This is a genomic window from Klebsiella sp. BIGb0138 (genome assembly GCF_004342285.1).
GTDB lineage: Bacteria > Pseudomonadota > Gammaproteobacteria > Enterobacterales > Enterobacteriaceae > Klebsiella.
In genome coordinates, this window is record NZ_SMCV01000001.1 from 870,293 (window position 1) to 884,824 (window position 14,532).

Annotated in this window: 11 protein-coding genes; 1 reads left to right on the forward strand and 10 read right to left on the reverse strand. The window is 60.9% G+C overall.

Translation table 11 applies throughout. The annotated features are described in order from the left end of the window. Positions 1-77 precede the first annotated feature (77 nt). Both pbpC and EDF73_RS04090 read right to left on the reverse strand, forming a co-directional pair. On the reverse strand, positions 78-2,402 hold the full coding sequence (gene pbpC, locus EDF73_RS04085) for a peptidoglycan glycosyltransferase PbpC (protein ID WP_132726066.1): 2,325 nt from the start codon (positions 2,400-2,402) through the stop codon (positions 78-80). After that, positions 2,403-7,355 (reverse strand): alpha-2-macroglobulin, encoded by a 4,953-nt coding sequence (locus tag EDF73_RS04090; protein ID WP_132726069.1) that lies wholly within the window; start codon positions 7,353-7,355, stop codon positions 2,403-2,405. It abuts the gene before it with no gap. Between the two features lie 210 nt (positions 7,356-7,565). Here EDF73_RS04090 and sseA point away from each other — a divergent pair, with 210 nt between their 5' ends. Continuing rightward, on the forward strand, positions 7,566-8,414 hold the full coding sequence (gene sseA, locus EDF73_RS04095; protein ID WP_132726072.1) for a 3-mercaptopyruvate sulfurtransferase: 849 nt from the start codon (positions 7,566-7,568) through the stop codon (positions 8,412-8,414). 33 nt (positions 8,415-8,447) lie between these two features. Here sseA and sseB read toward each other — a convergent pair whose 3' ends face one another. From sseB to iscU, 8 genes are all read right to left on the reverse strand, one after another. Next, positions 8,448-9,224: an enhanced serine sensitivity protein SseB gene (gene sseB, locus EDF73_RS04100; protein WP_132726075.1), complete on the reverse strand. Its 777-nt coding sequence runs from the start codon at positions 9,222-9,224 to the stop codon at positions 8,448-8,450. An 85-nt stretch (positions 9,225-9,309) separates the two neighbouring features. Further along, the gene (pepB, locus tag EDF73_RS04105; RefSeq protein ID WP_132726077.1) at positions 9,310-10,596 is read right to left on the reverse strand and encodes an aminopeptidase PepB; all 1,287 of its coding nucleotides are present in this window, start codon (positions 10,594-10,596) and stop codon (positions 9,310-9,312) included. A gap of 94 nt (positions 10,597-10,690) precedes the next feature. Beyond that, positions 10,691-10,891 (reverse strand): Fe-S cluster assembly protein IscX, encoded by a 201-nt coding sequence (gene iscX / locus EDF73_RS04110; RefSeq protein WP_004866369.1) that lies wholly within the window; start codon positions 10,889-10,891, stop codon positions 10,691-10,693. Between the two features lies 1 nt (position 10,892). Then, positions 10,893-11,228 carry an ISC system 2Fe-2S type ferredoxin gene (gene fdx, locus EDF73_RS04115; RefSeq protein WP_004866372.1) on the reverse strand — a complete coding sequence of 112 codons (336 nt, stop codon included), beginning with the start codon at positions 11,226-11,228 and terminating at the stop codon, positions 10,893-10,895. Between the two features lies 1 nt (position 11,229). Beyond that, a complete protein-coding gene (gene hscA / locus EDF73_RS04120) occupies positions 11,230-13,080 on the reverse strand; it encodes a Fe-S protein assembly chaperone HscA (protein WP_132726079.1) in 1,851 nt (616 codons plus the stop codon). Between the two features lie 15 nt (positions 13,081-13,095). Next, on the reverse strand, positions 13,096-13,611 hold the full coding sequence (gene hscB / locus EDF73_RS04125; protein ID WP_132726081.1) for a co-chaperone HscB: 516 nt from the start codon (positions 13,609-13,611) through the stop codon (positions 13,096-13,098). A 193-nt stretch (positions 13,612-13,804) separates the two neighbouring features. After that, positions 13,805-14,128 (reverse strand): iron-sulfur cluster assembly protein IscA, encoded by a 324-nt coding sequence (gene iscA, locus EDF73_RS04130; RefSeq protein ID WP_004866380.1) that lies wholly within the window; start codon positions 14,126-14,128, stop codon positions 13,805-13,807. A 15-nt stretch (positions 14,129-14,143) separates the two neighbouring features. Then, on the reverse strand, positions 14,144-14,530 hold the full coding sequence (gene iscU / locus EDF73_RS04135) for a Fe-S cluster assembly scaffold IscU (RefSeq protein ID WP_132726084.1): 387 nt from the start codon (positions 14,528-14,530) through the stop codon (positions 14,144-14,146). Between the last annotated feature and the right edge of the window lie 2 nt (positions 14,531-14,532).

Consider the following 14,532-nt stretch of genomic DNA (forward strand, 5'->3'; position numbering starts at 1 on the left):
ATGGATGAAGGTAACATTTTGTTAAAATAAGACGAGTTTTGGCAACACAAAAAGCAGGGGGATTGTTCGTCCGGCTTTTATTGCAAAGTAAAATTCGCCGCCGCTACCTGCCCGCCCTCATCCATCACCACCAGTTGATAACCGTCGGGCCGCGCCAGCGCAACCGTGGCGCTGGCGCCGGCGGCGTCCAGGGGTTCGCCATTGAGGAACCACCAGCGCCGCCCCTCCCCGCCGGTAGTCTGCAACGACAGCATCACCCGGGCCTCACCCGGTAGGCGTTTAATCACGGTCCCGTCGCGCACGCCGGAGAGCACCAGCGGTACGGCATCCGTCGCCTGCGGCGGCGGACAGTCTGCCGAAACGCCCCCCAGCCTCGCCGCTCGCCGCTCGCCCGGCGGCAGCCAGGGTTCCAGCGGCAGCGGCCAGACATCCACCTCTTTCTCCATCGCGCCGGGGCAATCCGCCGCGACCCGCAGCCCCTGCGCATTTAACCACACCGGGAAACGAATACCGCGAACGCCTTCCTGACCAGGCAGCAGCAGCGTCGGCGGCTGGCCGTCGTCAAGCAGCCATGTGGCCAGCCGACGCCGACAATTGACGTCACCGGCCGCCAGGCTCTGCCCGCCCGGCCAGCAAATCGTCGCCGCGCTGACCGTTTGCGGACGCGGGTCGGTGGGCAATCCGCCGTGCCCCATCGCCGGGCGGGCCAGCAGCATATTGTTAACCTGGTTAAGCAGCGGGACCGCGCTGGCAAAACCAAACTGCCCTACCACCGGCGTCCCGTCCGGTCGCCCGGTCCAGATACCAATAAGATAGCGGGCGTTAACGCCAATCGCCCAGGCATCGCGATAGCCGTAGCTGGTGCCGGTTTTCCACGCCAGCGGAACCACCTGCACCAGCGAAGCGTCCGGCACCGGCTGGGCTTCGCCAGCCAGGATCCGCCGGACTATCCATGCCGCACCAGGCGACAACAGCGGCCTCTCTACCAGCGGGTCGTCCGCTTTCATCCGCAGCCGGGCGGCTTTGCCATGACGCGCAAAGGCGCTATACCCGGCGACGATATCCTCCAGCTTCGCGCCCGCTCCGCCCAGGATCAGCGATAGATTCGGCTCCGCGCCCGCCGGCAGCATCAGCGGCAGCCCGGCGTTGCGCAGCGTTGCGGCAAAGCGTTTCGGCCCGTAGGCTTCCAGCACCTGTACCGCCGGAAGATTCAGAGAGCGAACCAGGGCTTCGCTGGCGCTGACCGGCCCATGAAAGCCGCTATCAAAGTTACCGGGCCGGTAATCGCTGAAACGACGCGGAACGTCCTGCAATAACGAGGCCGGGTGAATCAGCCCTTCATCCAGCGCCATGCCATAGACGAACGGCTTCAGCACCGAGCCAGGCGAACGAATCGCCGACACCATATCGATATGGCCAAAGCGACTGTCGTCGGCGATATCCGCCGACCCAACCCAGCCTCGCACTTTCATATTGGTATGATCGACCACCACCATCGCCAGCGAACTGCGCGACGGTAGCCGTGCTTTCCAGTTGAGCGCCAGGTCCTCCAGCTGTCGCTGGAGTCCGGCATCCAGAGTGGTCACGACTTTCTCTTTGTCGCTACGCGCCAGCACGCGGCGGGAAAACAGCGGGGCCAGCTGCGGCATCTGCCGCGGGAACAGCCATACCGGCTCTTCAATGGCTTCATCTACCGCCTTGCCAGGCCACACCCCTTGCGTACGCATCCGCTGCAGCACCTTATCCCGTGCGGCCTGGGCACGCTGCGGCCAGCGGTCCGGACGTAAACGACTCGGCGCCTGCGGCAACACCGCCAGCAGCGCCGCTTCGCCATAGCTCAGCTGCGCGGGCGCTTTGCCGAGATAGGCCCAGCTGGCGGCGCCAATCCCCTGCAGCGTCCCGCCAAAGGGGGCGCGGTTAAGATACAGGGTCAGAATATCGCTTTTCGATAAATGCCACTCCAGTTGCAGCGCGCGCCAGAGCTGACGCAGCTTGCCGCCGAAGGTACGAGGATGGGGATCGAGCAGCCGGGCGACCTGCATAGTCAGCGTACTGCCGCCGGAGATCACTCGCCCGGAGGCGACATCCTGCCAGGCGGCGCGCACGATAGAAAACGGGTTGACCCCCGGATGATCCCAGAACCAGCGATCCTCATACTGGATCAGGGCCTGCAAATAGCGCGGAGAGACATCCCCGAGGGTAACCGGATAACGCCAGACGCCCTGCTCATCGGCAAAGCGCCATAGCGGCGTACCGTCCTCAGCCACCACCACCCGGGCCGGCGCCACTTCATGCAGCGGTAAGGGCCACAGACGATCGGCCGCCAGCACCGCCAGCCATAGCAGAAGAACGAACGCCGCCAGCCAGCGCCAGCGGCGTTTTACATTGCTCAACGGCCGCATTTACGGAGTAACAATCAGCGGACCGCTGGCCGCACCGGTAGCCCGCCACTGCGGAACATACATCGATTCCACCTGCGGCTGCGGTACCTGGTAGCGCCCAGGCGTGACCGCCCGCGCCAGATAAACCAGGGTCACCGGCTGCCCTTCATTAATCGCGACGGCGGCAACAAAACGATCGTCGCGGAACTCAATATGCTGAATATCCGCCTGCTGCATCTGGTTCAGCAGATTCTGTACCCCCTCGCCGTTCTCCTGCAGGCTGGCGCTGCTGTTCGCCAGGTTCTGGTTTTCCAGCTCCAGCCCCGCCGGCAGCAGATCCACCACCAACGCATCCGGTACATTGCGGCTGGCGGTGATTTCCAGTTTCACCAGCACCAGCTCGCCGCTACGCAGCGAGGTCAGCGATTTCTGCTGGCCACGGGTATCAAAGATCTGCCGTTCGATACCCAGCACGTTCCCCGCAGACGGCGGAGCGGTCAGCGGATAGCCGCTGCTATCAAGACGTAGCCAGAGCGGCCGATCGCCGCTGTTGCTGACCTGCAGCGTCACCAGCCGATCGGCGCTGAGATTGCGGGTCTGCGCTTTGTCCGCAGACAGCGGCTGCGCCTGGAGCGAAGTTTGCGCCTGCCAGTTGCCGGGTAAATCTTGCAGCGTCCGCCCGGCCAGGAACAGCGCATTGGTCTCCTGGGTGGAGAGCCAGCGCTGGCCGTAGGCCTCTTCCGCCAGATTGCTCAGTAAGACGTTCTGTGCGTCCGGCAGCAGCTTGTTCTCCTCCAGCAGCGCCAGCTTCAGGGCATCATCGCGCAACGCGCTGCCATAATCGCCCAGCCAGCGGTTCTGATCCTGACGCGGCGTCGTCATCGCCAGCTGCAGCGCCTCATCGCCGCGCGGCGCATCGCCCATCGCTTTCAGAGCGATGCCCAGCTGCAACAGCGGCAGGCCGGAGCGCGCCTGATCATGGCGGCTCCAGACTTCGCGCAGGGCCCCCAGCGGCGCTTTTTGCTGCCGCGCCAGTACCAGAGCAGCATAGGCCTGAGCGGCAAAACGGCTGGCCTGCGCATCATCGCTATAGCGCACGGTCATCAAACCCGGCTCCTGCAGATAGCGGAGCAGACGCTGGTTGCCGTTGTTCAGCGCCCGGGTTGGTACGCTATAGCCCTGCTCGCCCGCCCGGACGAGGAAATCCATGGCGTAGGCGGTCAGCCAGTACTCTTCCGGCCCTTCTTTGTCCCAGAGGGCAAAACCGCCGTCATCACGCTGCATCTGCAGCAGACGGGAGATGCCGATATCCACCGCCGCCCGTCGTTTTTCATCACTGTCGCCGGCAATCCCCAACGTTTTTAGCTGGGCGGCGTTGGTATAGAGCGACGGGAACAACCCGCTGGCGGTCTGCTCCAGACAGCCGTAAGGGTAGGCCTTGAGATCGCGGATATAGCGGGCCAGGTTCAACGGCGGCTTGCCGCTGAGCACCAGCTGTCCCTGCAGCGTCGCCGGAGAGAAGCCCTGCGTTTGCCCGGCCGGTGCCTGCCAGCTTTCTCCCGGCTGCAGCACCGCCCCGCTATTCACGGTTTGCGCCGGGAAGGCCGGGCGAACGCCGATTTTCCACTGTTTCTGCAGCGGGGTGAACGTTTCCCCCGGCAGAGCCAGACCGCTGATGGTGGCGTTAACCTGACCATCGCCGAATCCCTCACTCGCGCTCACCGGGACAAACAGGGTACGACGAGCGCCGGGGGCCAGCTGAACCGGCGGAATAGCCTCGCCGTCGAGCCGCAGCAAACCGCCGGCGGTCAGCGCCACGTTCAGCGTTTGCGGCCGATCCGTCAGGTTGCTGAGATCCAGCGCCAGCCGGGTCGCATCGCCGCTGGCGAGGAAACGCGGCGTGTTCAGCTCGGCAATCACCGGCGCCGCCACCACCACTTTCTCGTCGCTGCTGCCAAAGTCGTCGGCGGTCCACGCCTGAGCCATCACCCGCAGCTCGCCGTTAAAATCGCCGATCGGCAGCGTGACCGACCCTTCGCCCTTATCATCCAGCACCACCGGCTGCGCCTGTTGCGCAATAATCGTGACGTGGTTTACCGGCGGCTTACCGCCGCGTTTGAGTTCATCGCCGTCACCGCCAAAGCGCAGGCTGGCGAGACGCCCCTGTCCCTCAATCACCTGACCGTAGATATCATAGATATCCGCCCCGTAGCGCTTCTGGCCGAAGAAGGCTTGCCACGGATCCGGAGTGGCATAATCGGTAATATTCAATACCCCGCTATCCACGGCGGAGAGCAGGACATTCACCTGTTTCGGCACCTCGCCCTGCGGCACGCTGGCTTTGACTTTTACCGTCAGCGGCTGGTTCGGGCGCATTTTGTCAGGCGCATCCAGGGCGAGGCTCAGACGGCGGTTGTCATCGCCCAGCGGCAGATGCAGCAGACCCACCGCCCGTTTCGGCGTCGCGGAACGGGATTTATCGCCGGGGCGAATCACCAGCGTGCTGAGGTAGAGATCGTGGCGGTTCCAGGCTTTATCGACCGGAATCGACAGATCCATCCCGCTCGCCGGGACATCAATTTCCTGCCACCACAGCGGCCCATCGCTGGATTCCACCAGCGCGTAGCCTTTACCCGCCGCGGGGGCGGCAATATGCAGCCTGATGGTATCGCCCGGTTTGTAGGCCGGCTTATCCAGCTTCATGGTGACCCGATCCGGGCGCGCGGCGCCTGCCCCATCGCTGTTATCCTGCCAGCTGTAGCCTGCCCAGAAGCGCACGCTGCTGACGATATCATCCGGACCTTTCACCTCCAGCCGGTAGGACCCCCATTCCACCGGGAAACTCACCTTCGCCGTTTGCCCCGCCTGCAGATCCAGTGACGCCTCCCCTTCCTGGAGATCTTTTTGATCAAACTGCGACTGCCAGCCTTCGCTGTCCGACCAGTTCCAGTAGTAATCGCGACGTTCACGGATCAGGCGGACCTGTAGCCCGGAGACCGCCTGTTTGTCGCCTTTGGCGTCGGCATAGACAATCTCAAACGCGGCGCTGCTGTTTTCATCCACCACCGGCTGCTTCACCGTGCTGTCGGTGCGGTAGTCGTACACCTCTTTGAGAGCAAACTGCGGACGAATGCCCGGCAGCGCGGCGGCAGGCCAGATCGCCTGCTGCACCGTACGGGTCACCGGCCGGCCGCCGGATTCCAGCAGGCTGGCCTGTAAAATCACCTGCAATGGCGAATGGCTATCCTGCCACTGGCTGGCGGTGGTCACTTCCCCCTGCCCTTTTTCATCCAGCGTCATCTGGACTTCATCCAGACTGCGGGAGAGGTTTTCTTCGGCAATATCGCCGAACTGGAAGCCCGGCAGCGCCGCGACCGCGTCGCGCAGCGGGCGCAGGAACAGTTTTCCCTGCAGCTGATTGCCGCTGGCCGGCGCGCCGTAGAGGTAGGCGCCAGCGACAGCGAAGCGGACATCGGCGTCAGGGGCAACGGGGGCGTTTTGCGGCGTCAGATTTAAGGCCATCCGTTCAGGCATAAAATCTTCGACGTGGAAATCCCACTCGCGCGGCTGATTGTCGCCGGTACTGGCGCGGATATGCCACATGCCGGTTGCCGCGCCGCTATCCAGCGCAAAGGTAAACTGATACAGACCGTTGACCGGCTTGATGACCTGCGAGCGGATCGTCTGGCCGTCCGGCTGAACCACCTCAAGCTTCACCGGCTGCTCGGCCAGCGGCTTACCGTCGCCATCACGGAGCAGCGCGTTGAGAATCACCGTTTCGCCCGGGCGGTAGAGATCGCGCGGACCAAACATAAAGAACTGTTTGCTGAACCCCGGGGCACCGGCAATCGAAAACTCGGCGAGGTCCAGCGCGGGCAGTTTGAGATCCAGCAGGGTAGTTTGCCCCGCTTTGCGCGCCAGCAGCAGCGCCGCGTCTTTATCGGTCTGCAGGGTGGCATGCCCCTGGCCATCGCTTTGCGCCTGCGCCAGAGTCTGCCCCTTCGCATTCAGCAGCTGTATCTCAATATCAGATTGCGCCGCTCCGTTCTCAAGGCTCTGGGTAAAGACATCCAGCCGGTGATGATAGCGGTGCGCCGACACGCCGATATCGCTCAGCGTAAACAGGGTTGCGGCGTTGCTGTAGCTATAGCGCCCGGCCTGATTCATCACCGCGATATACACGCCCGGCTGCTGTAGCGGTTTAATATCCGCCAGCGGCAGCAGCAGTTTTTCCCGCGTATTGCGCGCCGGATTGAGGTCGAAACGCCCGGTGTAAACCAGATCGGCCATTTTCAGCAGCTCATCGGACTCCCAGTTACTCAATGAATTGCGGTATTCCCACTGGCTGACGAAGGCCGGGAGCGATTCCGGCTTAATACGGAAAAAGTTCACATCGATATTATCGACGTTCAACGCCATCACCGGCAGGCCGGCGACCACGTTGCCCGGCAACAGCGAACCGCGGCTGGCGAAGCCAATACTCGGGGCAATGTCGCGGGTAGCGATGGTTTTTTCAAAATGGGTGTCGAAGGTGGCGGCGTTCAGCGCGCTCAGCGTCGGGTCAACGGAGACAATCAGCTCGCGTTTCGGCTCAAGATGGCGCAAGCGCAGCTCTTTCAGATTCGGCGCCAGTTCCCATGCGCCGTCAACCTTGCCGCTTTTTTTATCGACAAGATGCACGCTGCGGGAGAAATCCTGATCCGGCTGAAGCGGAACCGAGAAGGTGAGGACCAGCGTGGCCGCCCCGTCCAGCTGCACTTCCGAAGCGTCAAGCAGCGTCAGCGCCTTGCCTTTGTTTTTTTCCGCCAGCGCCGCCAGCCGGGCGCTATCGGGCTTTGCCCCGCCTTTGTCCGCAGAAGCAGAGGAAGAGGCGGCCGGTGCGACGGCCTGTGGTTTACCGCTGTCATCACAGGCGGTCAGCGATAGTGCAGTCAGTAGCGCCAGAGACAACGCCGCGAATCGAAATGGTTTCATCCTTTAACCCCTCGGCCGAAAGACCGGATACAAACGGTGAACACAGTATTATGCGCCAACGACGGAATTACCAATAGCCACCATAATAGAATCTGGCTAAACCTATTTTAAGGTACGTCGCGGCGTCGCAACTCCGGTGCTCTGAGCTTGTCAGCCGTCGGGAAAACGTCGACAATTCATTGATTGATGGATAATAAAACGGAGGCCCCCATGTCCACCTCGTTTTTTGTCGCCGCCGACTGGCTGGCGGAACATATTGATGACCCGGAAATCCAGATTATCGACGCACGGATGCTGCCCCCGGGTCAGGAAGCATCGCGCGATATCAGCGCGGAATACCGCGCAGGCCATATTCCCAACGCGGTATTTTTCGATATCGAAGCCCTGTCGGATCACACCAGCCCGCTGCCGCATATGATGCCGCGCGCGGAGGCTTTTGCCGTGGCGATGCGTGAACTGGGGGTCAGCAGCGATAAACATCTGGTGGTTTATGATGAAGGCAACCTGTTTTCAGCGCCGCGCGCCTGGTGGATGCTGCGAACCTTTGGCGTCGAGAAGGTGTCCATTCTCGCCGGCGGTCTGGCCGGCTGGCAGCGCGACGAGCTGCCGCTGGAACAGGGTGTCCCGGAACTGCCGGAAGGTGAGTTTGACGGCCGCTTCGATCCTGAAGTGATCAAACGCCTGACCGATGTGCTGCTGGTGAGCCATGAAGGATCGGCGCAGATCGTCGACGCCCGCCCGGCCGGGCGCTTTAATGGCCTGGTGGACGAACCGCGTCCAGGGCTGCGTCGCGGGCATATTCCCGGCGCGCTCAACGTCCCGTGGAGCGATCTGGTCATCAACGGTGAGCTCAAAACCATTGACGAACTGAATGATATCTTCATCCGCCAGGGCGTGGATTTCGAGCGACCGATTATCGCCAGCTGCGGTTCAGGGGTGACGGCGGCGGTGGTGGTGCTGGCGCTGACGACGCTGGGCGTCAACGGCGTCTGCCTGTATGACGGCTCGTGGAGCGAATGGGGGGCGCGTAGCGATCTTCCGATCGAACCGGCGCAATAGCCGCCGCAGCGGGGGCTGATGCCCCCGCCATCATCAGATAATGCGGTTCTGTTTGAAGTCGCGCAGGAAGCTGCCCCAGCGCTTTTCGTAAAACGGCGTGATGTGGGCCATCATAAAGTGGCTGATCCCCTTTTCGCCCTCGACCACCTGACAGATATCAATCGGCTCATCGCCCGGTAACGTATCGGTCGCCACGCTGCCGGTGGCCTGAATCACCTCTTCGATATCACCTTCCGCTTCAATACCGATCAGCAGGTTTGCCGGCGCATCGGCGCTATCTTTAATTGAGCACAGAAACGCCCGCCTGACGGTTTTCAAGGTTTTGAACAGCGTCGTTAATGAGTCAATCATCTGCGCCGGCGGCTCGGCCACCTCAGACAACAGTAAAGACTCGCCGCCTTCGAGCACGGTTTGCGTACTCAGCGGATTGCCCTCTTCCCCCAGCAGATGGCGGATCTCATTGGGCATAAACTCTTTGCCGGTTGGCAGCTTCGCATTGAGGAACAGCGTTTCGCCGAGCGTCATCGCAAACAGCGTACGCGCCGGCATCACCACGAAAGATTGTTCATCTTCGACCGCCCGCTGCAAGGCTTGCAGCGAAGTGAAGAACGGAATAACCGACGCGCCGTCGTCTTTCTCCCAGTGCTGGAGGTCGACGGCACTCTCTTCAACAATGGGCTCGCCTTCCGCCGCCGCGCCGGGAACCCAGACGCTGGACTCCAGCAGCGTACGGAAAAATGCGGGGCGATGGCCCGGCTCGGTGGCCGCCTTTTCCAGCAGGGTTTCTAATTCATTTTTAGTTTCGGACATAATGCTCACAACGTCAGAATCGAAAGTGCCCCGGTTGCGCAGCGCCCGCCGGGGCGATAATCCGGGGCTGGCGCCCCTCTCTTTTTTACTCTGCGGTTAACAGATTAGCAATCGTGCGTACGCCGAGGCCGGTCGCCCCTGCGGACCACTGCTCAACGGCCGCTTTACGGTAGGTTGCCGAGCAGTCGATATGCAGCCAGCCCTGCTGGTAGTTCTCGACGAAGTGAGACAGGAAACCTGCCGCGGTGCTGGCCCCCGCCGGGTAAGCGGCGCTGCCGGTATTGTTCAGTTCCGCGAAGTTCGACGGCAGCTGGCCGCGGTGGAATTCGGCCAGCGGCAGACGCCAGAAGGCTTCATTTTCCGCCTGCGCGCTTGCCAGCAGGCGGTTCGCCAGCGGGTCGTCAAAGCTGAACAGCGCGTGGTAATCATTGCCGAGCGCGGTTTTCGCCGCGCCGGTCAGCGTGGCGGCATCGATAATCAGCTCCGGTTTCTGCGCCGAGGCGTCAATCAGACCATCCGCCAGCACCAGACGGCCTTCGGCGTCGGTGTTCATGATTTCCACGGTTTTACCGTTGCGATAGCGAATAATATCGCCCAGCTTAAAGGCATTACCGCTGATCAGGTTGTCTGCACAGCACAGATACAGCTTCACGCGTTTGTTCAGGCCGCGGGTAATCGCGAAGGCCAGCGCGCCGGTGACCGTTGCCGCGCCGCCCATATCGGACTTCATCGAATCCATAAACGCGCTTTGCTTGATGCTGTAACCGCCGGAGTCGAAGGTGATCCCTTTCCCGACCAGGCAGGCATACACCGGGGCTTCTTTATCACCGGTTGGGTTGTAATCCAGCGCCAGCAGCACCGGCGGTCGCTCGGAACCGCGCCCCACGGTATGCAGGCCAAGGTAGCCCTGCTCGCGCAGATCTTCACCTTTCGTGATACGGTAAGTCACGTTGTCGCAGGCCACGCTGCACAGCAGATCGACGGCGCGCTGAGCCAGCTGTTCCGGGCCTAACTCTTCCGCCGGCGCGTTAATGGTGTCGCGCACCCAGTCAATAATCGTCAGACGGTTGTCCAGTTCGCTTTTCTGCGCATCATCCAGCGCCGGCCATTCCACCTGGCGGCTGCCTTTCGGCCCTTTGTAACCGGCCCAGAATGCCCACGCGCGGTCGGTATTCCAGCCTTCACCGCTCAGCGCAACGTGCTTGATGCCCAGGCCGTCAACTTTACGCGCCGCGCGCTGAATCAGGCCCAGGTCGTCTTTACCGTTCAGATGCAGGGTGATGCCGTCATTGTTAATGCTGTAAGCCGCTTTCTCTCCCCAGCGCGCGTCGGCGGGTTGGGTTGTCAGCGTAATCTTCATGGCTTCGGTCATGTTATCTTTATCCTTCTTTGGCAAAGGAGCCGCATTTGGCAAAAGGGCCGCCAAAAGGCAGCCCATATTATTTTTCCGCTTAATGATACGGAAATTATTCTGCTTCATCTAACCAGACTAGCAGAATCGCCTCCAGAATTTTTTCATTGGATGCGGTCGGATTGTCGTCAAAGTCTTCCAGTTCGCAAATCCACTGATGCATATCGGTGAAGCGAACGGTTTTCGGGTCGAGATCCGGGAAGGCATCATACAGCGCTTCGCCGATTTCACGACTGTCGGTCCATTTCAGTCCCATATTAATGCTCGCGTGCGTGGTTGATGGTGTAACGCGGGATCTCGACGACCAGATCGTCATGGGTCACGCGCGCCTGGCAGCTCAGACGGCTGTCGGGTTCGAGCCCCCAGGCCTTATCCAGCATATCGTCTTCATCTTCGGTACTTTCCGCCAGCGAGTCAAAACCTTCACGCACGATGCAGTGGCAGGTGGTGCAGGCACAGGATTTTTCACAGGCGTGTTCGATCTCGATACCGCTACGCAGCGCGGCATCCAGAATGGTCTCACCGATCTCAGCTTCCACAACTACGCCATCCGGGCACAGGTCCTGATGGGGCAGAAAAACAATCTTTGGCATATTAAACCTCGTCCACGGATTGGCCTTTCAGCGCAGTACGGACCGACTGGTCCATGCGGCGTGCGGCAAATTCCTGGGTTTGTGTGTCTGTATTTTTAATCGCATCTTTAATTGCGTCGGCGTCATCGCCTGCCGCGACCGCGCGCAGCTGCGCCGTCGCCTCATCGATAGCCTGACGTTCTGCGGCGCTTAACAGCGCGGCATCGGCGGCCAGCGCGCTCTCCAGGCTCTCAAGAACGCGCGCGGCTTCGACTTTTTGCTCAGCCAGCATCCGCGCCTTGATATCCTGTTCGGCGTGACTCATCGAATCTTTAATCATGGTGGCGATTTCACCGTCGGTCAGGCCGTAGGACGGCTTCACCTGAATGGAGGCTTCGACACCGGTCGATTTTTCCATGGCGGTCACGCTCAGCAGACCATCGGCATCGACCTGGAAGATCACGCGAATATGCGCCCCGCCGGCCGGCAGAGCCGGAATCCCGCGCAGCGCAAAACGCGCCAGAGAACGGCAGTCCTGCACCAGTTCGCGCTCGCCCTGCATCACGTGGATAGACATCGCCGTCTGACCATCTTTGAAGGTCGTGAACTCCTGCGCACGGGCCACCGGGATCGTGGTGTTGCGCGGGATCACTTTCTCCACCAGGCCGCCCATCGTCTCCAGCCCCAGGGAGAGCGGAATGACGTCAAGCAGCAGGAGTTCGCTATCCGGTTTGTTACCCACCAGGATATCGGCCTGAATCGCGGCGCCAATGGCCACCACTTTGTCCGGATCAATCGTGGTCAGCGGCGTACGGCCAAAAAATTCGCCGACGCGCTCACGGACCAGCGGCACGCGCGTCGAACCGCCGACCATCACCACTTCCAGCACCTCTTCCGCCGTCACGCCGGCATCTTTCAACGCGCGGCGGCAGGCCAGCAGGGTACGTTTAACCAGCGGAGCAATCAGCTCATCGAACTGGCTGCGGGCGATCTCGCCTTGCCAGCCGCCGACGTCCACGCTGACGGAGTCGGCGTCGCTGAGGGCGATTTTCGCCGCGATCGCCGCATCCAGCAGTTCACGCTGCAGACGATTATCGCTGCGATCGCTCAGGCCCGCCTGTTCGCGCAGGTAATCCGCCAGCAGATGGTCGAAATCATCGCCGCCGAGCGCGGAATCACCGCCGGTCGCCAGCACTTCAAATACTCCGCGGCTTAAGCGCAGTACCGAAATGTCAAAGGTGCCGCCGCCGAGATCGTAAACCGCGATAACCCCTTCCTGACCGGAATCGAGGCCGTAGGCAATCGCCGCGGCGGTCGGTTCGTTCAGCAGACGCAGCACGTGCAGGCCAGCCAGCCGCGCGGCGTCCCTGGTGCCCTGCCGCTGGGCGTCGTCAAAATAGGCTGGAACGGTAATGACCACGCCGTCGAGTTCGCCGGAGAGGGCTTCTGTCGCCCTGGCGGCCAGCGCTTTCAGGATATCGGCGGAGACGCGAACCGGATTGAGCAGACCGCCGGCGGTCTGGATCATCGGCAGACCGTTTTCACTGGCCTGCAGCTGGTAAGGCAGATGGGGGTAGCGGGTCTGAATATCGGCCAGCGAGCGCCCCATCATCCGCTTCACGGAGCTGATGGTGTTCACCGGGTCGTGGGCCGCATTTTGCCGGGCATCGTACCCGACGTCGAGACCGGATGCGTGGTAGTGCACCACGGAAGGCAGCAGGTAGCGCCCCTGATGATCGGGCAGTGTTTCGGCCTGACCGCTACGCACGGTAGCGACCAGAGAATTGGTGGTGCCCAGGTCAATACCCGCCGCCAGACGACGCTGGTGCGGCGCGGCACTCAGGCCAGGCTCACTAATTTGTAATAAGGCCATAATTGCTTCCGAAAATTAAAAATCGAGCAGCTTTTCTTCGAGTTGTTCTGCAACGCTCTGAAGTTTATCGAGAAAACGCAGTTTACGCACGGTATCCGCCGCCGCGTCCCACGTCTCGTTATTGAGTTGTTCGACAACCTGCTGATGACGAACGTCGTACATCCCCTTCACGCGTTTGATAAAGGCCGCCAGACGCGCCTCATCCTGTGATTTTTCAATCTCATCCAGCTCTTCGCGCAGCTCCAGCTGCTCCATCAGGAACGCGGTATCACGCACGGTGTGCTGTTCGCTGGCTAAATCATAGCCATGAAGCGAAAGGATATATTCGGCGCGGGTCAGCGGATGACGCAGCGTTTGCCACGCCTGGTTGATGGTAGCGGATTGCTGCACGGAGGCGAGCTGTTCGGCCGCGCTCGCGCTGGCGAACTTGTCAGGATGGTACTGGCGCTGTAAATCCTGGTACCGGGCAGCCAGCTGTTCTTGCGAAAGGGTATAACTGACCGGTAACCCGAAGAGGGTAAAATAGTCCATAACAACCTCAGGGTTAACGAGATAAAGCAAACCCCACTCACGGTTAACCGCGGTGGGGTCCTCTACCCGCGTATTTCGGGCCGCCCTGGCGCTGGCTATACACGCTCACCTGATGAACTTACTGCGGTAAGCGCATCATGACTCGCGCGTTTAGCGCCTCGCTGCGGCCTGAATGTACCGGGTAGCGTCGGAATTATACGTTAAAGCTTTCGCCGCAACCGCACTCATCTTTAACGTTCGGGTTGGTAAATTTAAACCCTTCGTTCAGACCTTCTTTGACAAAGTCCAGCTGAGTACCGTCAAGGAACTGCAGGCTTTTGCCGTCGATCACTACCTTGACGCCTTTATCTTCAAACACGGTGTCTTCTGCCGCCGGCTCGTCAACAAATTCCAGCACATAGGCCATACCTGAACAGCCGGAAGTGCGGACACCTAAGCGCAGACCGAAGCCTTTGCCGCGGTTGGCCAGGAAGGAATTAACCCGCGACGCTGCGCTGTCGCTAAGAGTAATCGACATACAATAACCTCTTAATTATTTCGCTTCACGTTTGCTTTTGTAATCCGCAATCGCGGCTTTAATCGCGTCTTCCGCCAGGATCGAGCAGTGAATTTTCACCGGCGGCAGTTCCAGTTCGTCGGCGATATCGGTGTTCTTGATCGCCTGCGCTTCGTCCAGAGACTTGCCTTTCACCCATTCGGTGACCAGGGAGCTGGAAGCGATAGCGGAACCGCAGCCATAGGTCTTGAAACGCGCGTCTTCAATGATACCGTCATTGTTGACTTTAATCTGCAACTTCATCACGTCGCCACACGCCGGGGCGCCAACCATGCCGCTGCCGACATTTTCGTCGCTGTTGTCGAAAGAGCCGACGTTGCGCGGGTTCTCGTAATGATCAATAACTTTTTCGCTGTATGCCATGA